The sequence below is a fragment of the Aeromonas sp. S18(2024) genome, assembly GCF_041402525.1.
Classification (GTDB): Bacteria; Pseudomonadota; Gammaproteobacteria; order Enterobacterales; family Aeromonadaceae; genus Aeromonas; species Aeromonas enteropelogenes.
Genome location: NZ_JBGLQV010000014.1, coordinates 12,800 through 30,336 on the forward strand (window position 1 = coordinate 12,800; position 17,537 = coordinate 30,336).

Consider the following 17,537-nt stretch of genomic DNA (forward strand, 5'->3'; position numbering starts at 1 on the left):
TTTGCTATTCACACGCTTCCTGGTGTTCTTCCGCCACTTCATCAGGCAGTTCATCAAACAGGGGGTGGTAGAGCACTTCCCCGGCAACGCCCTCGAGGCCCCCCGGTTGCAGCTCCATCGCCATGAAGCAGTCGGCGGGCACCTCGTAGATGCAGTGCAGGCCGAACTCGCTGGCCGGACGAAACCCGAAGCGGCTGTAATAGGCGGGATCGCCGAGCACCACCACCGCCTTCCAGTCCATCTCCAGCGCCGTATCCAGTCCTTCGCGGATCAGATCCGAACCTATGCCCTGCCCCTGCCAGTCGGGATGTACCGCCACCGGAGCCAGCCCGAGCCAGGGACCTTCCTCACCCGCAATGGTGATCGGGCTCAGCATCAGGTGCCCCATGAACTCGTACTCCTCCTCCTCGACCATGGTCACCACGGCGGCGCCGCATTCGCGCAGACGGTTGACCAGCTCGGCCTCATCGCAACGGCCAAAGGCGGCGCTCACCAGCTCATAGACCGGCAACATGTCGCCAGGGCGCTCGGTTCTCAACATACAGCGTTACTCCTCGTACAGCGGAGCGGCCATTATTCCACACAAGTGGCGAGCGGCCTGAGCGCCTTTATCCAGAAATGGGAGTGTGCACTCAGGAAAACGATTGGCATACCTCTGACGAGGGAGAGAAAGTGAACGCGGATCGACCCGTGGCCAGGCTCTTCCACACAAAGGGATGAGATAGAAATGCCGGGCGTACCCTGGGTGCGCCCGATGGTTTTGTCAGACTCGCCTTACTCTGCCTGACAGGCAGCCGGCAGGCTCAGATGGCGGGGGTGTGACTCGATACGGTCGATCCAGGCGCGAATGGCCGGCCACCCCTGCAGGGAGAAAATCCCCTCCTCCGCCACATGGGTGTAGGCGTAGAGAGCGATATCGGCGATGGTCGGCGCCTCGCCGCACAGATAGGGGCTTTGTTTAAGCTGCTGCTCCATCACCGCCAGTGCCTTCTCACCGCCAGCCTTGAGGCCATCGAGTCGCGCCTCCTGGGATTCCGGTCGGCCCAGATAGTGGACGATGAAACGGGCGACCGCGATATAGGGCTCGTGACTGTACTGCTCGAAGAACATCCACTTGAGCACTTCCGCCTGCTGGCGAGGATCCGATGGCCAGAGCGCGGAGCCCTGCGCCAGATAAAAGAGAATGGCATTGGACTCGGCCAGTGCGTCCCCCTCACCGATGGCCAGCACCGGGATCTTGCCGTTGGGATTGAGCGCCAGAAACTCGGGAATTCGGGTATCCCCCGCCTGAATATCCACATTGACCCAGGTCAGGGGCAACTCGAGCCAGTGGGCCAGCAGCCATGCCTTGTAACAGTTGCCGGATCGCAAATCACCATACAGACGCATACACACTCCTTGTGAAACGGGGGTTGAAACCAGGTTGAATAATCAGGGGGCCAGACGCTCGATGTGCCAGCCATCCCCCTCACGGGTGTAGTAGAAACGATCGTGCAGGCGATGCTCGCCCCCCTGCCAGAATTCGACCGTGTCGATCACCACCCGGTAGCCGCCCCAGAAACTCGGCAGGGGCACTTCACCGCTGGCAAATTTTTGCTTGAGCTCGAGAAACTTGGCTTCCAGCACGCCGCGTGCCGAGATGCGGGTCGACTGCTTGGAGACCCAGGCGGCTATCTGGCTGTCCTTGGGACGGCTGTGGAAATACTTCATCACCTCAAGGGTGCCAAGCTTCTCCACCCGGCCAGTCACGTGCACCTGCCTGTCCAGGGGATGCCAGGGGAAGAGCAGGCTGATGCGGGGATTACCCTCCAGCTGATGTGCCTTGCGACTGCCCATGTTGGTGTAGAACACCATCCCCTGAGCGTCGTAGTGCTTGAGCAGTACGGTACGCTGCCAGGGCTGGCCGTCGGCATCCACGGTAGCCACCACCATGGCGGTCGGATCCGTCAATCTGGCCTCGCAGGCCTGAGCCAGCCACTTCTCGAACAACGCCAGTGGTTCGGCCGGCAGATCGGCCCGGTGCAATCCGCCCCGGGTATATTCGCGGCGCAGATCAGCCACATCCATCATCTTGATTTTCCTTAAGTAAATGATGGCTCCACAACCATCAAAAGAGCGATGCAGGCATTGTGCTCCGGCAACTTCCCAGTGACAAGCCATAACAGGCCAATGTCTTAACCATCATGACTGGCGCCACATTCAGGGAGCCGAGCAAGGGATGCAAGCGGAGAGCACAACGTACATCCACCTTGCACACCATGACCCTTCCCCCTATCATTGCGCGGATTTATCCGTTTTAGAACCGCGCTCGCGAGAAGGCGGTTCATCCTTATCTGGCCAAGGTTAATCTCATGCTCAAATCCCCACTGTTGCCCCGTTTCGGGGATCTGGTCGTTGCCATCGTTGACGATGTACTGGCGCAGGGCCTGACCCTCGATCGCGCCTATGCCCGTCACTTCTCCGGCATCGATCTCAAACCGCAAGAACAGGCAAGGATTGCCCTGGTCACCGGCGACCTGCTGCGTCGTCTCAGTCTCTACTGCGCCCTGACCGGCATTCAGGTCCGTCAGGCCGCCAAGAACGTCTGGCCGCTGCTGCACAGCTGGCACGCCTTCCACAAGATTGCCCAACCCAACCATCCGACCCTGGATCGCTTCAATGAAGAGGCGTTTCGCCGTCGTCTGGCCGAGGCCAAGAAGAATCCGGTGTTGATGGATGGCTGCCCTGGCTGGCTGGAAAAACTCGGCAGCGAGCAGCTGGGTGAAGCCTGGCCTGCCGAGCGTGCCGCCCTTACCGCCATGCCCAAGCGCTACCTGCGGGTCAACACCCTCAAGTGCAACAAGGATGAGCTGCAGGCCGCACTGGCGAAAGAACATGTCACCACGGTCCCGGTAGAAGGGGTCGAGAGTGCCCTGCAGGTCACCTCGGATGCCGCCCTGTTCCGCACCAACGCCTTTGCCGATGGCTGGTTCGAGCAGCAGGATGCCGGCTCCCAGCTGGTGGCCGCCGCCCTGGAGGTCACCCCGGGCATGCGCGTCATCGACGCCTGCGCCGGTGCCGGTGGCAAGACTCTGCATCTGGCCGCCATGATGAACGGCAAGGGCCGACTGCTGGCGATGGATGTGGAAGAGTGGAAGCTGGAGAACCTCAAGCAGCGCGCCCGCCGCGCCGGGGCTCACAACGTGGAGACCCGGGTCATCACCAGCAGCAAGACCGTCAAGCGCCTGAAAGAGAGCGCGGACCGCGTCCTGCTCGACGTGCCCTGCTCCGGTCTTGGCGTACTCAAGCGCAATCCGGATGCCAAGTGGCGCGACACCGCCGAGCGCCTGCCGGTGCTGGTGGCCCTGCAAGAAGAAATTCTGCAGCGCTACAGCCAGATGGTGAAGGTCGGCGGTCTGCTGGTCTATGCGACCTGCTCCATCCTGCCCCAGGAAAACCGCCAGCAGGTGGACAAGTTCCTCGCCGCCAACGAAAATTTCCGGCTGCGTGACGATCACACCGTGAGCCCCGCCGCCACTGGTTTCGATGGCTTCTATATGGCGCGTATCGAGCGGATCGCCTGATAGTACCGCCACAATAAAAAGGGGAGCCATTGGCTCCCCTTTTTCATGATACTGAAGCAGCCTTATTCGGCGGCCGCGTCATCTTTCTTGTACTTGGCGGCAGTTTCCTTGATCAGGGTCTGCAGCTCGCCGGCCTGGAACATCTCGATCATGATGTCGCAGCCGCCGATCAGCTCACCTTCGACCCACAGCTGGGGGAAGGTCGGCCAGTTGGCGAATTTCGGCAATTCGGCACGGATATCCGGGTTTTGCAGGATATCGACATAAGCAAACGGCTCGCCACAGGACATCAGCGCCTGGGAGGCCTGGGCAGAGAAGCCACAGCTGGGCAGCTTGGGAGACCCTTTCATGTAGATGATGATGGGGTTGTCAGCCAACTGCTGCTTAATCTTTTCAATAGTTTCCATAGATGCCTCACTAGAGCGATTTCGGCGGCCATTCTACTGCAATCTGGCCTGAGCACAAACTCACAAAGGGAAATGTGCATATGAATTGCACAGAGAATTGCACCTGCATTGATCGCGATCATGGCGCCAATCAGGAGTTGTTAGCCCATCTTTGATGCTGCTACAATCCCTTGGCTTTGGGCTATCCTGCCTCATCATTTTATAAACATCTCTTTTCAAATAAGAAAAGAGCACGCAATGTCTTGCAACCGTCGCTTTCGCACGGTCCAGCCAATGGAGAGTAGAAAATGGCATTCGAACTTCCCGCTCTGCCCTATGCAATCAATGCTCTGGAACCGCACATCTCCCAGGAAACTCTGGAATACCACCACGGCAAGCACCACAACACCTACGTGGTCAACCTGAACAACCTGGTGCCGGGTACCGAGTTTGAAGGCAAGTCTCTGGAAGAGATCATCAAGACCTCCAGCGGCGGTATCTTCAACAACGCAGCCCAGATCTGGAACCACACCTTCTACTGGCACTGCCTCTCCCCGAACGGCGGTGGCGAGCCGACTGGCGCCCTGGCCGACGCCATCACCAAATCCTTTGGCTCTTTCGCCGAGTTCAAAGATGCCTTCACCAAGTCTGCCATCGGCAACTTCGGTTCCAGCTGGACCTGGCTGGTGAAGAAGGCTGACGGCTCCCTGGCCATCGTCAACACCTCCAACGCCGGTTGCCCGCTGACCGAAGCCGGTACTACCCCGCTGCTGACTGTCGACCTGTGGGAGCACGCCTACTACATCGATTTCCGCAACCTGCGTCCGAAGTACATGGAAACCTTCTGGGCCCTGGTCAACTGGGAATTCGTGGCCAAGAATCTGGCTGCCTGATAGCCGCTCTTGCCAAAACGCCCTGCATTGCAGGGCGTTTTTTTATGTTTGACATCCGGCGATGAAAACACAGAGGGCGCCTGCAGGCGCCCTCTTTTGTACATGTGTTCCAGCATGTGCAGTTACTGGTCTATTTCATCCAGATACTCGTCCAGATTGGCATCATCGCCACTGGCTTCATCCTGCTTGGGGACGCCGCCCTGGCTACCCGTGACCTTGTTTTCGTTGTATTGCAGATAGAAGTCCTTGGTCAGGGCATAAGGGTCGAGTGCGTTGTCGATGATCCGCTCCTGATCGATCAGCTTGGCACGGGAGCCCAGCCCATCCAGCGCCCAGTGGGCCACCTTGAGCGGGAAGGTGAGCAGTGCATAGGGGAAGTAGAGCACGTCTATGGTATCCCCCACTATCTCGCGGGTGGTGGTGGGGCCATAGACGGGCACCATGACATAGGCCCCCTCGCCAATGTTCATGCGCCCGAACACGGTGGAGAGCTCCAGCTTGTCACGCTCAAGCCCGGCGTGTTTGGCCACATCGAAGATACCCAGCAGACCCACAGTGGTGTTGAGGGTAAAGCGCCCCAGGTTGGTGCCCGCCCCCTTCAGATCGCCCGAGAGCAGGTGGTTGACCATGCTGCTCGGCTCGTTGAAGTTTTCCACGAAGTTTTCGATGCCAACCTTGACCGGCTCGGGTACATAGTTGGCGTAGGCATGCACCACGGGACGGGCGACATAAGGCTCAAGCACGTCGTAGTTGACCGCCCACATCGCCCGGTTGGCCCCCTGGAAGGGATCGCGGGGATCGGCTGCCGTACTGGTTGCACCCGGCACATTCATGCCGGGATCGAGATCCAGGCTCTCGGGGCCGGGCTTGGGCGGCCCGCCGGCGCAACCTGTTATCAAGAGGGCTGCCAGCACGGCCCCTGAACGCAGATACATATGGAAGTCCTAGATTTTTATTTTGATTAATCAGAATTATAGGCAACCCGGCTCCCATGATGGGAGCCGGGTAGAGAGGTATATTAGAGGGCGTGATCGATACGGATGTCAATCGGCGCTGATGGGATAGTCGCCGTTTTGACCGGAGCAGAGACCCCTTCGAAGGCCCCTTCCTTGTTCATGACGTTGCCACCACGAGAGAGACGCGCCTTGAATTGCAGCTCGGGATAGGCTTCCAGCTTGCTCCCTTCCATCATGGCATCCCCGTCCCCGAGGGAGAGGGTAAGAGGCAGAGTGGGGCCGGCGATACGCTTCACCGCGATAGGCATGGGCGGCCCGTTGGGCACCACCGCAAACACGAACAGATGGGCATCAGGCGGCAACTGAATGCCCTCGGCCAGGGTGATGTGCAGGGGGAACTCTCCCTCCTTCACCTGGCTCTGGGAAGCCTGTGCCTGCCTGGCAGATTCGGCTACTGGCGCCGCCGCGATGCCACGCGCCTTGAGCTGCGCCCTGGCGTATTCCATGGAGCGCTCCACCATCACATAGCGAGGCGTCCCTTTTTCCATCAGCGGCAACATGGTCTGCCAGCGCGCCAGCGCGGTCTGGAAATCCTCTTTTTGCAGCGCCATGAAGGCATAGACGGAGTGCGCCTCGATATTGCCCGGCTCCTCGGCAATAGCCGCCTTCAGCAGACTATCAGCCTGGGCTTCATCCCCGGTCATCATCAGGGCCTGAGCGTAAGGTACCGCCACCATGGCTTTCTGGGGTGCCAGATCATAAGCATGAGCCAGCGCCTCACGGGCCATCTCGGGATCGTTGCCATCCAGTGACAGGCGACCCAGCAGCAGCCAGCCGCGGTAATCGTTCGGCTCGTCTTTCAAGCGGGTGCGCAGGGCCAGGGTGAAGTCCAGCAGATCCTGTTCGGTCACCTCGGCATTGCGCTCCACCAGAATGCGATTGCTGAGCTCGCCGATGCGGCTGCTGGCATCCTGCCAGCGGGCCACTTCCTGCCAGGCGCCAAGCTTGTAGTAGAGCCCCAGGCTCACGATAAGGAGCACCAGCACACCGGGGATCCAGATCAGGCTCTTGCCGCCACGGGCGGTCTGCTCCACGTCGGGAATGTCGTCCAGCAGGCTGCGCTGCAGTTCGACCAGCGAGTCCGGCTCTTCCGCCAACACCCCCTGTTCCCGTTCTTCGCCAATTTCGAGCAGACGCTGACGATAAAGCTGCTTGTTTAGGGCCGAACGGCTGATGCTCTGCCTGCCCTCGCCGCGCCACAGGGGCAGTACCAGCGCCAGACTCGTCAGCACCAGCAGAGCCGCGATTACTATCCAAAAGGCGGTCATTGTTTCTCTTCCTCTTTGAGCAGCTTGGCCAGGCGGCGCTGCTCCTCTTCGCTCAGGTGATTATCCACTTGCTTGTCGGCCACGGGGGGACGGCGGCTGCGCATCACCACTACCACGAGGCCGATGACGATGACCAGCAGGGGGCCAAGCCAGAGGATCAGGGTGGAGGCCATCAACGGCGGATTGTAGAGGATGAAGTTGCCATAGCGGGCCACCATGTAGTCCACGATCTCCTCCTTGTCCTTACCCTCGCGCACCATCTGGTAGGTCTTGTCACGCAGATCCTTGGCCAGCCCGGCGTTGGAGTCGGCGATGTCCTGGTTCTGGCACTTGGGGCAGCGCAGCTCCTTGGTCAGCTCGCGAAATACCTGCTCCTGATTGTCGTTGTCGAAGGTGTAGACATCGATGGCGGCCATGGCCGGGGCTTGCACGCCCAGACCCAGCAGCAACAACAGGGATACAATCAATACTCTCATCCGGGGCGCCCTCACTTCATGGCATCAAAGATGGGTTTGAGGGTCGAGGCCCAGTTCTGGGGATTGATGTCCCCCACGTGGCGGTAGCGGATAATCCCCTGGCTGTCGATGAAGAAGGTTTCCGGCGCGCCATACACCCCCAGATCCAGCCCCAGCATGCCATCGGGATCATACAGGTTGATCTGGTAGGGGTTGCCGAGCTCTTTCAGCCACTTGATCGCCTTGTCCCGCTCATCCTTGTAGTTCATGCCGACGATGGTGATCCCCTGCCCCGCCAGCTGCTTGAGGTAGGTGTGCTCACCGTAGCAGGTCGGACACCAGGTCGCCCAGACGTTGAGCAGCATGGGGCGCCCCTTGAAGATGTTGCGATCGTACCGTTTGTCGAGATCGTAGATGTCCTGCAGGGTAAATTCGGGCACTTCCTTGCCCACCATCACGGATTCGAGCTTGGTGGGATCGGAGTAGAGCCCCTTGAACAGGAACACAGCCCCCAACAGGAAGACCACGAAGGGGATCAGAAACAGCCAGGTCTTGCGAGTCATGCTTTCACCTCCTCTTCACGACGGCCGAAGCGGTAGCGTTTGTCGAGCATCGCCAGCACGCCACCGATGGCCATGAAGACGCCACCGAACCAGATCCAGCGAACGAATGGCTTATAGTAAATGCGCACCGCCCAGGCCCCGTTGTCGAGGGGCTCGCCGAGCGCGGCATAGAGATCCCGGGTCACGCCGGCATCGATGGCGGCTTCGGTCATCGGCATGCGGCTCACCGTATAGACCCGTTTCTCGGGCTTGAGGGTACCGACATGCTTGCCGTTCTTGTGCACTTCCAGCACGCCCTTGAAGCCGTCGTAGTTGGGGCCGTTCTTTTCGGCAATGCCGGTAAAGACGAACTCGTAATCGGCAAACTGCACCCTGTCTCCGGCCTGCATCCGCAGGTCCTTCTCGATGCTGTAGTTCTGGGTACAGGCAATGCCGATGATGCTGACCGCAAGGCCCACGTGACCCAGGATCATGGCCCAGTGGCTGTTGCCAAGGCGGCGCACGCCGACTGCAAAGCTGTGCTTGTGGGTTGCACGGGCCCAGGTTTCCTGAGCACTGGTGACGATGATCCAGACACCCAGGCCAATGCCCACCGCAGCCCAGGGCTTGAACGCCTCGGCAAAAGCGAGCGGCAACAGCAAGGCGGCGGCCAGACTCAGCAGCAGGGCCAGGATCACCTTGCCCTTGAGCTCGCCAAGCTCCTGACGGCGCCAGCGAAACAGCGGGCCAACCCCCAGCAGCAGGGCAAACGGGATGATCAGCCAGCTGTAGATGTGGTTGAAGAAGGGCGTCCCGATGGAGATGCTGCCAAGCCCCAGCTCCTTGTGCACCAGCGGCAACAGGGTGCCCAGCAGTACGGTGAGCAGACCCGCCACCAGCATGATGTTGTTGGCGAGCAGCAGGGTCTCGCGGCTCCACAGCTCGTGCTTGCCGTGGCTCTTCACATGGGAGCCCTTGAAGGCGAACAGCAGCAGGGAGGAACCAATCACCGCCAGCAGGAAGCCGAGAATGAACAGGCCGCGGGTCGGGTCAGAGGCAAACGCATGCACCGACACCAGCACGCCGGAGCGCACCAGGAAGGTGCCGAGCAGGCTCAGGGAGAAGGCCGACAGGGCCAGCAGCACGGTCCAGGCCTTGAAGGTGGCGCGCTTCTCGCTCACCGCCAGCGAATGGAGCAGCGCGGTCCCCGCAAGCCAGGGCATGAAGGAGGCATTTTCTACCGGGTCCCAGAACCACCAGCCACCCCAGCCGAGCTCATAGTAGGCCCACCAGGAGCCGAGCACGATACCCAGCGTCAGGAAAACCCAGGCCGCCATGGTCCAGGGACGGGACCAGCGGGCCCAGGTAGCATCGAGGCGCCCGGTCATCAGGGAAGCAATCGCGAAGGCGAAGGCGACCGAGAAGCCCACGTATCCCATATAGAGCATGGGAGGATGGAAGATGAGACCGGGATCCTGCAGCAGCGGGTTGAGATCGCGCCCATCCACCGGGAAGTAGGGCAGCGTGCGAGTGAAGGGATCCGAGGTGAACAGCACGAAGGCGGTAAAGCCGACCGAGATGAGGCCGAGCACGCCGAGCACACGCGCCACCGCATCCAGCGGCAGACGGCGGCTGAACAGGGCAACGGCCGCGGTCCAGCCCCCCAGGGTCAGCACCCACAACAGCAGGGAACCCTCGTGGGCGCCCCACACGGCGGATATGCGATAAGCCAGTGGCAGGCGGCTGTTGGAGTTGGTGGCCACATACTGCACGGTGAAATCATTGTCGATAAAAGCCCAGGTCAGGCAGAGGAACGACAACAACAACAGCAAAAATTGGGCATAGGCGAGCGGGCGAGCCGCCGACATCATGCCAAGACGGCCCCATTTTGCGCCAAGCAGCGGGTAGCTCCCCAGCAACAGGGCGGTGGCAAAAGCCATGATCAGAGCAAACTGTCCTAATTCCGGGATCATGGACGGGTTCCTTTCTGGTGAGCCGTGCCCCTGACAGGGGCACGGAGACGAAACGATGAAACGAAAGCGACGGGGATCATTGCTTGGAGCCCTTCAATTGCGCGTCGGTATACTCCGGCTTGTAGTGCATGCCGCTGGTGGCTTCCGCCACTTCCGGCGGCATGTAGTTCTCGTCGTGCTTGGCCAGCACCTCGAAGGCTTCCACCGTGGTGGCATCCTTGAGGGTGCCCTGGGCGACGATGCCCTGCCCCTCGCGGAACAGGTCCGGCAGGATGCCGTCATATTCGACCGTCACCAGATGGCCGCCGTTGTCCACCAGCTGGAAGGCCACCCTGAGGCTCTGGGGATCCCGCTTCACCGAACCGGGCACCACCAGGCCCCCGATGCGCAGACGCTGCCCCTCTTCCGGCTTGATCTTGTCCGGTCCTTTCCCTTCAACCAATTCGCTCGGGGTATAGAAGAGATCGATATTCTGGCTGAGGGCATAGAGCACCAGGCCGCTCACGGTCGCCAGTCCCAGGGTGATGGCGAGGATAATGGTGAGGCGTTTTTTTCGTCTCGGGTTCATAGGGTGTTCTCCATCTGCTGGGCCGCCTTGCGACGGGCCTCGCGTGCCTGCTTGCTGCGCAATTCGCCGAGCAGGCTGCGGGTTTTCATACGGGTAGAAATGACGATACCGACCAGGCAAAGCAGGGTCAGGCCGAAGGAGAGCCAGACGTAAAAGGCGTAGCCGCCCATCGCCAGAAAGTCACTGAAAGAGGCAAAGTGCATGCTTACTTCTCCTGCTCTGCAATCTCTTTGACCCAGGGGCGATGCCACTCCCGCATCAAGAGCTCGTTACGAAAACGCATCAGGGTCAAGGCCCCGAGGAAGGTGGCAAATGCCAGGATCATGATGAGCAAGGGCCACAGCATCTCGGCCGAAATGGAGGGCTTGTCGAATTTGGTGATGGTGGCGCCCTGGTGCAGGGTGTTCCACCACTCCACCGAGTAGTGAATGATGGGCAGGTTGATCACCCCCACCAGCGCCAGGATACCGGCGGCGCGACCTGCCAGCACCTTGTCGCTGAAGGCGTTGTAGAGTGCGATGACACCAAGGTAGAGGAACAGCAGGATGAGCTCCGAGGTGAGGCGAGCATCCCATACCCACCAGGTGCCCCACATGGGCTTGCCCCAGGCGGCACCGGTAAAGAGCGCGATGAAGGTGAACACGGCCCCGACCGGCGCGATGGCGGCCACCGTCATGTCGGCCATGCGCAGCTGCCATACCAGTCCGATAAAGGCAGCGACGGCCATGGTGGAGTAAGCCCCCATGGAGAGGATCGCGGAAGGCACGTGGATATAGATGATCCGGAACGAATCCCCCTGCTGATAATCGGCGGGGGCAAATGCCAATCCCCAGATGGTGCCGATAATAAACGAGAGCAGACTAATCACCGCAAACCAGGGCAACAGGGTACCAGCCAGCTGGTAGGCCCGCTCCGGTTTGGCGTAAGGGTGCAACCATTTCCACATAGCTCACAAAACCTTTTGTTATTAATCGTTTGGCGAGGCCTACCATACCTGTCACGGGTTTACATCAAATACCCCGAAAGCGATAAGCGAGCCTCTCCTTGATCCACCGCAACTTAATTTTTTCAAACAGCGTCCCATTCGGGACTTCTGCAATCTGACTAACTGTGAAGTCAGTTGAGGCTGACCCGCAGGGCTGCCGAGACCGCCAGCGGGGTCAGGGTCAGGGCCCCCACCAGCATGGCGGCCAAAATAGCGAGCTGGCCGCCATAGGGCAAGCTCATTCCAGCCGCATCGATGGCCGATGTTGCAAAGATCAGTACCGGAATATAGAGCGGCAGGATCAGCAGGCTGAGCAGGACGCCACCCTTGCGCAGACCGACAGTCAGGGCTACCCCGACTGCGCCGAGCAGGCTCAGTACTGGAGTACCCAGTGCCAGGGTCGCCACCACCGCCAGATAGGTGTTCATGTCCAGCGACAACAAGATGGCGAGCAAGGGGGAGATCAGCAGCAAGGGCAAGCCGGTCAACAGCCAGTGAGCAACCACTTTGGCCAGCGCCAGCAGCCCGAGTGGATGAGGCATCAACATCATCTGCTCCAGCGAACCATCGCTGAAATCATCGCGAAACAGCCGCTCCAGCGACAGCATGGCCGCCAGCAGGGCCGCCACCCAGATGATCCCCGGAGCGATACGGGCCAGCAACTTGGGCTCCGGCCCTATGCCAAGGGGAAAGAGGGTGATGACGATCAGGAAAAACCAGATCGGGTTGAGAATATCGGAACGCTGGCGCAAGGCGATCAGCAGTTCACGGTGAATAAGGTGCATAACGGCACGCAGCATGAGCTTACTCCTGCAACAGAGGGGTCAGCGACAGGGTTTTCAAACGTCCCTGCATCAGGGTGAGATCCTGGTGGGTGGTCAGGATCACCATGCCCCCCCGCTCCGCATGAGTCAGGAACAGTTGCTCGAGCACCTTGACCCCCTGCTTGTCGATGGCGGTAAACGGCTCGTCCAGGATCCAGAGTGACGGCTTGTCGCACAGCCACAGGCGGGCCAGGGCGACCCGACGCTGCTGACCGGCAGAGAGCTGGCCAGTTGGATTCTCCTCGAAACCGGCAAGTCCCACCCGGGCAAGGATCTGCCACAGGTCGCTGTCCTGTTGCTGAGGGTGATGCAACTGCTGATAGAACTTGAGGTTTTCAAACGGTGTCAATGCCGCTTTGACCCCGGCATGGTGGCCCAGATAGAGCAGATTGGCATGATATTCATCGCGGCAGTGGCGAATGTTCTCTCCATTCCAGCACACCTCGCCTGCAAATGGCTGTGACAACCCGGTCAGCAGACGCAACAAGCTGGTCTTGCCGACTCCGTTCGGACCTTCGATTTGCAGCAGATCACCAGGCGCTACCGTAAAGGAGAGATGTTCAAACAGGGTGCGATCTTCACGCACGCAGCTCAGATTGTTGACTTGAAGCAGCATGAGGATGTTGTCAGGTGGAAAGAAGCGGCCTGCATATTAACACAGTATTGGAGGGGGTCTTTTCAAAGATGCCAATAATCAGCAGGATTTGTGGCGAAGATCGCGCCACAAACGCTTAGAAAAACGGCCAAAACAAATCAGGAAGGCAGTTGCCTTCCTGACTCATCAAGAGCGCCCTTTTCGTAATGAAATCAGGAGCTCAGCTTCTGCCTTCGGCAATTCGCACTCGCTCATGACCTCGTCGATATCGGCGCCCAGCTCGACCATCTTGGCGGCACGGCTGTAAAGCCGGCGTTCCGGATCCTGCAGGGTCAGCTCCTGCTGACGATCGTTGATCTGCTGCATTGCCCCTTCCACCGACTGCAACCGCTGGCCCATGCCGATGGCCCCGGTATGAAGCTCCATCATCTGCTTGCGCAGACTCTCGAGCTGGCCCTGCAGCGCCGCCACGCTGGCCTCGGACTCCTGCTTGCTTCGTTTGCTCCTGAACCAGATGAAACAGGCAAACACCAGTGCAATCAGGGACAACCCCAAGGCAACAATCTCAATGATCAAAACATCACCTTCTTGTTAGAGAGAACCGATCTCGTCCCACTCTTCATCGGAGAGCAGCTTGTTCAAATCGACCAGGATCAGCAGCTGGCCATCACGGTTGCTCACACCCTGGATGAACTTGGCGCTCTCTTCGGTCCCTACCGCAGGTGCGGCATCAATCTCGGAAGAACGCAGATAAACCACTTCCGCCACGCTGTCCACCATGATGCCGATCACCTGCTTTTCAGCCTCGATGATGACGATACGGGAATTTTCACTGACATCCCCGGACGGCAGACCGAAGCGGGAACGGGTATCGATGACAGTCACCACGTTGCCACGCAGGTTGATGATACCGAGCACATAATCCGGAGCCCCAGGCACAGGCGCGATCTCGGTATAGCGCAACACTTCCTGAACCTGCATCACGTTGATGCCGTAGGTCTCGTTTTCCAGTTGGAAGGTTACCCATTGCAGCACTTCATCTTCGGCCAGATTCTGTGCAATATTGCGCTTTTCTGTCATGTTTTATTCCTTTTATAAAAACGTCTACTGCTAAAAACTAGCAATAAAACAACTCGATTGCAGAAGTTATCAGCGACCTTCTATGTTTACCCCGCGCTCCAGCAACAGGAGCAATTCGCTGACATGCAGCAGGGCACACATTTTCTCTTTGACCATGCCCGCCAGCCAGGGGCGCTTGCCCGCCTGATGGCGCCATTTTACCTGATCCCGGTGCAGCAGCTCGGTTCCCCTGAGATGATGGCAGGCGAGGCCCCAGGGGGATTGCCCAAGCATAATCAAATACTTGTATTCGTCCATCTCAAGATGCTGACCCGGCATGACCCACTGAGCCGTATCGACCACATTCATCTTCTGCTCGCGGGAAGTCATCAACCCCTTGTACCAGGATGGCTGACCAAACAGGGAGGTCACCTCCCCCAGTTGGTGGATCCCGCCAAGATCGGTCAGGGGAACCGCAAAGGTCACCCCGGCGACTTCGAAAAACAGGGCCTGAAACTCATTGCCGCTATCGATATTCTGCCAGCTGACCGGCTCGGGGGCCGGTTCGGGGGCAAGCTCCACCGCCGTCTCGGTGATGACAGTGGTCACAGGTTCTGCGACAGCCACCACCTCTTCAGGCCAGGCAGGCTCGACGGGCAGCAAGGACTCTTCGGCGACGATTTCAAGCGGCTCGCTGACGGGTTCCTCATGGGACAGGGCGTCAATTTCGAACTGCACCTGACCCACTTGCGCCAGCAATTCACTCAACTGGGCCAGGCGTGCATCCGCCTCCAGATAAGGGGCTGCCTCAACCAGTGGTTCAACCACACTCTGACGCTGCAGTTGCACCACGGGAGCCAGCTCAGGCTCGTCGGCCTCATCCAGGGAGAGGGCTTCATCCAGCAGCAGGGAGTGGAAATAGTCGTCCATAGCACGGACTTGAATGGTGTCTCTCATGCCATCACCTCCTGCGCCCGCTGCCGTTCAAGGGCATCGAGATAGTTGAGCAGTGTCTCGTAGGCATAGGTTCCCCGACTGCCAGGTGAATAGATGGAGGGCGGAATATGCAGCAAGCTGGCATCCCTGAATTTGGTATCGATGGGGATCACCGCGTTCCACACCGCATCACCGTATTGCTCCTTGATCGATTTCAGGGTCATCAGGGAGGCACGGGTCCGCTTGTCAAACATGGTCGGGATCACGGTATAACGGAACTTGTCCCGCTTGGAGCGCTGCATGATCTCGAATGTTTTCATCATACGCTCCAGCCCCTTGAGGGCGAGAAATTCGGTCTGGACCGGCACCAGGATGCGATCGCAGGCCGCCAGCGCATTGACCATCATGACCCCCAGCACGGGCGGGCAATCGATCAACACGTAATCGTATTGATCCTGAATGCGCAGCAAAGCCCGCTTTAGCACCAGCCCCATCCCTTCCCGATTGCCCATGACCCTGTCCAGGGTCGCCAGCGTGATGGAGGCCGGCAACAGGTGGATATTCTCGAACTTGGTCCTGAGAGTCAGTTTATTGACCAGTTCGGCGGTCGGCTTCACCGACTGGAAGAGTTCATAGAGAGTGCCATCCAGGCGATCGGAATCATAATCCAGATAAGATGTCAGCGAGGCGTGCGGATCGGTGTCAATCAGCAGCACTCGTTGGCCACGTTGGGCCAGGATCCCGGCAAGCGAAACCACTGTGGTGGTTTTCCCCACCCCGCCTTTCTGGTTGGCAACCGTCCAAACAATCACTGTATCAATCCTGCCTTGTTGTTATACGTATGCCGCCACCGGGCAAGGCGATCACCCTGACCTCTCCTGCATCCACCGCCTTCTGAACCTCTGGCACGGGTTCAACGGTCACCGGCGAGACCTTGGTCGGTGCGGGCGGTACCCATGCAAACTTGGATACTGCCACCACCACCTTGCGGTTCTGCACTCGCCCCTGTTCGCTACCATTGTCGGCAAACGGTGAGAACTCGCCATATGCCTCGAAAGCAAGCCGCTCGGGCGCAATGCCATTGGCAATCAGCCCATTCAGTACCGCTTCGGCCCTGGCGGCTGAGAGAGCCCAGTTTGAACGAAAAATTTCATTATGAATCTGTTGGTTATCTGTATAACCCCTGACTCTCACATAGTTATCGACCGGTTTGAGAATACTTGAAATGGTATTGATGACGGGTGCCGCATTTGTGCCCAAAAAGGCGCTACCGCTGCCAAACAGCAGCCCGGCACTCAATTCGATGGTCAGCCAGTTTTCATCCTGAGTCAGCTTGACGATCCCCGCGTCCACCAGAGAGCCCATGTTCTCCTGCAGTTGCAGGTCGAGCTTGGCCAGTGTGGTACCATCCTGCAGTACCGGCACCCCCGAGACAGGCGCAAGCGACGGAGCTGGCGCCGTGGCGCCATCCAGAATGGAGGGGGCCGCAGAAACGGGGTTGGAGAGCAGTGAATCCCCTTGTCCTTCCAGCAAACCATCTTTGGGAGATTGCATGACACTGAATGCCTGGCTCATGCCATCGATGACGGCGCGATACTTGTCCTTGTTGACCAGCGCGACCGAGTAGAGCACCACGAACAGGGCAAAGATCAGCGTCATGTAATCGGCATAGGAGACCAGCCAGCGATCGAGGTGTTCACGCCCCTGCAAGTGCAACCGATAGCGCTTGCGCATGGCTACTCTCCTTTCAGATAGGCCCTGAGGCGCCGTTCAACCTGCAGGCCGTTTTCACCATGGGCAATGGCAATCAACCCCTCCAGGGTCAGCTCCTGGAACAGCGCGTAATGATAATGAAAAGCCCGTAGCCGGTTGGCGAGCGGCAGATAGATCAGGTTGGCAAACCCCACCCCATAGATTGTCGCCACGAACGCAACCGCGATGCCCGCCCCCAGCGCTGACGGCTCTTCCAGATGAAACATGGCCTGGATAAGCCCAAGGACGGCACCTATGATGCCGATAGTCGGGCTGTATCCCCCCATGGCTTCAAACACTCTGGCGGCATGCTCGTTGCGTTCCTGTTCGATATCGATATCCGCCTCCAGCAACATGCGGATATCTTCCGTCGAGACCCCATCGACTATCATGCCGAGCCCCAGACGGGTAAATTCATCCTCTTCCTGCTCCGCTTGGTTCTCAAGCGCCAACAATCCCTGTTGCCGGGCAAATGCAGCCCAGGATTGCAACCGCTCGGCCTGGGTTGCGAGATCCTGATGGGGCGGGGAAAACATCCATAACGTCTGCCGGATGGCAAGCATGATGTATTTTGCGGGAGTCTGCAGTGTCACGGCACCGATTGTGCCGCCCACCACGATGAGAAACGCGGGTCCGTCAACCAGAGTAAGCAGGGAGCCACCATGCCAAACCTGGGCAATGGCAATGGCTCCCAGCGCAAGGAGCAGACCGAGCAGGCCCAT

At 59.2% G+C, this 17,537-nt stretch carries 22 protein-coding genes; 2 read left to right on the forward strand and 20 right to left on the reverse strand.

Annotated elements, in window-relative coordinates; all coding sequences use genetic code 11:
* Positions 1-4: 4 nt before the first annotated feature.
* The 3 genes from ACB034_RS18590 to pdxH all read right to left on the reverse strand — a co-directional run bounded on the left by ACB034_RS18590 (position 5) and on the right by pdxH (position 2,070).
* On the reverse strand, positions 5-541 hold the full coding sequence (locus ACB034_RS18590) for a GNAT family N-acetyltransferase (RefSeq protein WP_371173469.1): 537 nt from the start codon (positions 539-541) through the stop codon (positions 5-7).
* Positions 542-774: 233 nt separating this feature from the next.
* Entirely contained in the window at positions 775-1,389 is a 615-nt protein-coding gene (locus ACB034_RS18595) for a glutathione S-transferase family protein (protein ID WP_371173470.1), read from the reverse strand.
* Positions 1,390-1,431: 42 nt separating this feature from the next.
* Positions 1,432-2,070: a pyridoxamine 5'-phosphate oxidase gene (pdxH, locus tag ACB034_RS18600; protein ID WP_224211308.1), complete on the reverse strand. Its 639-nt coding sequence runs from the start codon at positions 2,068-2,070 to the stop codon at positions 1,432-1,434.
* A gap of 281 nt (positions 2,071-2,351) precedes the next feature.
* Between pdxH and ACB034_RS18605 the strand changes: the two genes are divergently transcribed.
* Positions 2,352-3,563 (forward strand): RsmB/NOP family class I SAM-dependent RNA methyltransferase, encoded by a 1,212-nt coding sequence (locus ACB034_RS18605; protein WP_042024841.1) that lies wholly within the window; start codon positions 2,352-2,354, stop codon positions 3,561-3,563.
* Between the two features lie 62 nt (positions 3,564-3,625).
* On the opposite strand, the gene ACB034_RS18610 is transcribed toward ACB034_RS18605, so the two are convergent.
* Positions 3,626-3,970: a Grx4 family monothiol glutaredoxin gene (locus tag ACB034_RS18610; protein WP_026455805.1), complete on the reverse strand. Its 345-nt coding sequence runs from the start codon at positions 3,968-3,970 to the stop codon at positions 3,626-3,628.
* 287 nt (positions 3,971-4,257) lie between these two features.
* Here ACB034_RS18610 and sodB point away from each other — a divergent pair, with 287 nt between their 5' ends.
* Positions 4,258-4,842, forward strand: a complete 585-nt coding sequence (gene sodB, locus ACB034_RS18615; RefSeq protein WP_026455806.1) for a superoxide dismutase [Fe] — start codon at positions 4,258-4,260, stop codon at positions 4,840-4,842.
* A 122-nt stretch (positions 4,843-4,964) separates the two neighbouring features.
* Here sodB and ACB034_RS18620 read toward each other — a convergent pair whose 3' ends face one another.
* The 16 genes from ACB034_RS18620 to ACB034_RS18695 form a co-directional block, all read right to left on the reverse strand.
* A complete protein-coding gene (locus tag ACB034_RS18620; RefSeq protein ID WP_185378277.1) occupies positions 4,965-5,777 on the reverse strand; it encodes a VacJ family lipoprotein in 813 nt (270 codons plus the stop codon).
* A gap of 83 nt (positions 5,778-5,860) precedes the next feature.
* Positions 5,861-7,126 (reverse strand): c-type cytochrome biogenesis protein CcmI, encoded by a 1,266-nt coding sequence (gene ccmI, locus ACB034_RS18625; protein ID WP_371173471.1) that lies wholly within the window; start codon positions 7,124-7,126, stop codon positions 5,861-5,863.
* Positions 7,123-7,602, reverse strand: coding sequence for a cytochrome c-type biogenesis protein (locus tag ACB034_RS18630; protein ID WP_371173472.1), 480 nt, complete (start codon positions 7,600-7,602; stop codon positions 7,123-7,125). The genes ccmI and ACB034_RS18630 overlap by 4 nt, the downstream gene beginning before the upstream one ends.
* A gap of 11 nt (positions 7,603-7,613) precedes the next feature.
* On the reverse strand, positions 7,614-8,144 hold the full coding sequence (locus ACB034_RS18635; RefSeq protein WP_371173473.1) for a DsbE family thiol:disulfide interchange protein: 531 nt from the start codon (positions 8,142-8,144) through the stop codon (positions 7,614-7,616).
* Complete coding sequence (locus ACB034_RS18640; protein WP_042024837.1) at positions 8,141-10,096, reverse strand: heme lyase CcmF/NrfE family subunit; 1,956 nt, start codon at positions 10,094-10,096, stop codon at positions 8,141-8,143. The genes ACB034_RS18635 and ACB034_RS18640 overlap by 4 nt, the downstream gene beginning before the upstream one ends.
* A 76-nt stretch (positions 10,097-10,172) precedes the next feature.
* On the reverse strand, positions 10,173-10,664 hold the full coding sequence (ccmE, locus tag ACB034_RS18645) for a cytochrome c maturation protein CcmE (protein WP_026456547.1): 492 nt from the start codon (positions 10,662-10,664) through the stop codon (positions 10,173-10,175).
* Entirely contained in the window at positions 10,661-10,867 is a 207-nt protein-coding gene (gene ccmD, locus ACB034_RS18650; RefSeq protein WP_005298845.1) for a heme exporter protein CcmD, read from the reverse strand. The genes ccmE and ccmD overlap by 4 nt, the downstream gene beginning before the upstream one ends.
* Before the next feature lie 2 nt (positions 10,868-10,869).
* On the reverse strand, positions 10,870-11,610 hold the full coding sequence (locus ACB034_RS18655; protein WP_026456546.1) for a heme ABC transporter permease: 741 nt from the start codon (positions 11,608-11,610) through the stop codon (positions 10,870-10,872).
* Positions 11,611-11,780: 170 nt separating this feature from the next.
* Positions 11,781-12,449 (reverse strand): heme exporter protein CcmB, encoded by a 669-nt coding sequence (ccmB, locus tag ACB034_RS18660; RefSeq protein WP_026456545.1) that lies wholly within the window; start codon positions 12,447-12,449, stop codon positions 11,781-11,783.
* 4 nt (positions 12,450-12,453) lie between these two features.
* A complete protein-coding gene (ccmA, locus tag ACB034_RS18665; RefSeq protein ID WP_042024836.1) occupies positions 12,454-13,089 on the reverse strand; it encodes a cytochrome c biogenesis heme-transporting ATPase CcmA in 636 nt (211 codons plus the stop codon).
* 165 nt (positions 13,090-13,254) lie between these two features.
* On the reverse strand, positions 13,255-13,641 hold the full coding sequence (locus ACB034_RS18670) for a DUF2802 domain-containing protein (RefSeq protein ID WP_371173505.1): 387 nt from the start codon (positions 13,639-13,641) through the stop codon (positions 13,255-13,257).
* A gap of 18 nt (positions 13,642-13,659) precedes the next feature.
* Entirely contained in the window at positions 13,660-14,148 is a 489-nt protein-coding gene (locus ACB034_RS18675; protein ID WP_026456542.1) for a chemotaxis protein CheW, read from the reverse strand.
* Positions 14,149-14,217: 69 nt separating this feature from the next.
* Positions 14,218-15,084 carry a chemotaxis protein CheW gene (locus ACB034_RS18680; RefSeq protein WP_224211304.1) on the reverse strand — a complete coding sequence of 289 codons (867 nt, stop codon included), beginning with the start codon at positions 15,082-15,084 and terminating at the stop codon, positions 14,218-14,220.
* Entirely contained in the window at positions 15,081-15,875 is a 795-nt protein-coding gene (locus ACB034_RS18685) for a ParA family protein (protein WP_026456541.1), read from the reverse strand. The genes ACB034_RS18680 and ACB034_RS18685 overlap by 4 nt, the downstream gene beginning before the upstream one ends.
* Positions 15,876-15,879: 4 nt before the next feature.
* On the reverse strand, positions 15,880-16,797 hold the full coding sequence (locus ACB034_RS18690) for a flagellar motor protein MotB (protein WP_371173474.1): 918 nt from the start codon (positions 16,795-16,797) through the stop codon (positions 15,880-15,882).
* Positions 16,798-16,799: 2 nt separating this feature from the next.
* Positions 16,800-17,537 (reverse strand): flagellar motor protein, encoded by a 738-nt coding sequence (locus ACB034_RS18695; RefSeq protein ID WP_042024832.1) that lies wholly within the window; start codon positions 17,535-17,537, stop codon positions 16,800-16,802.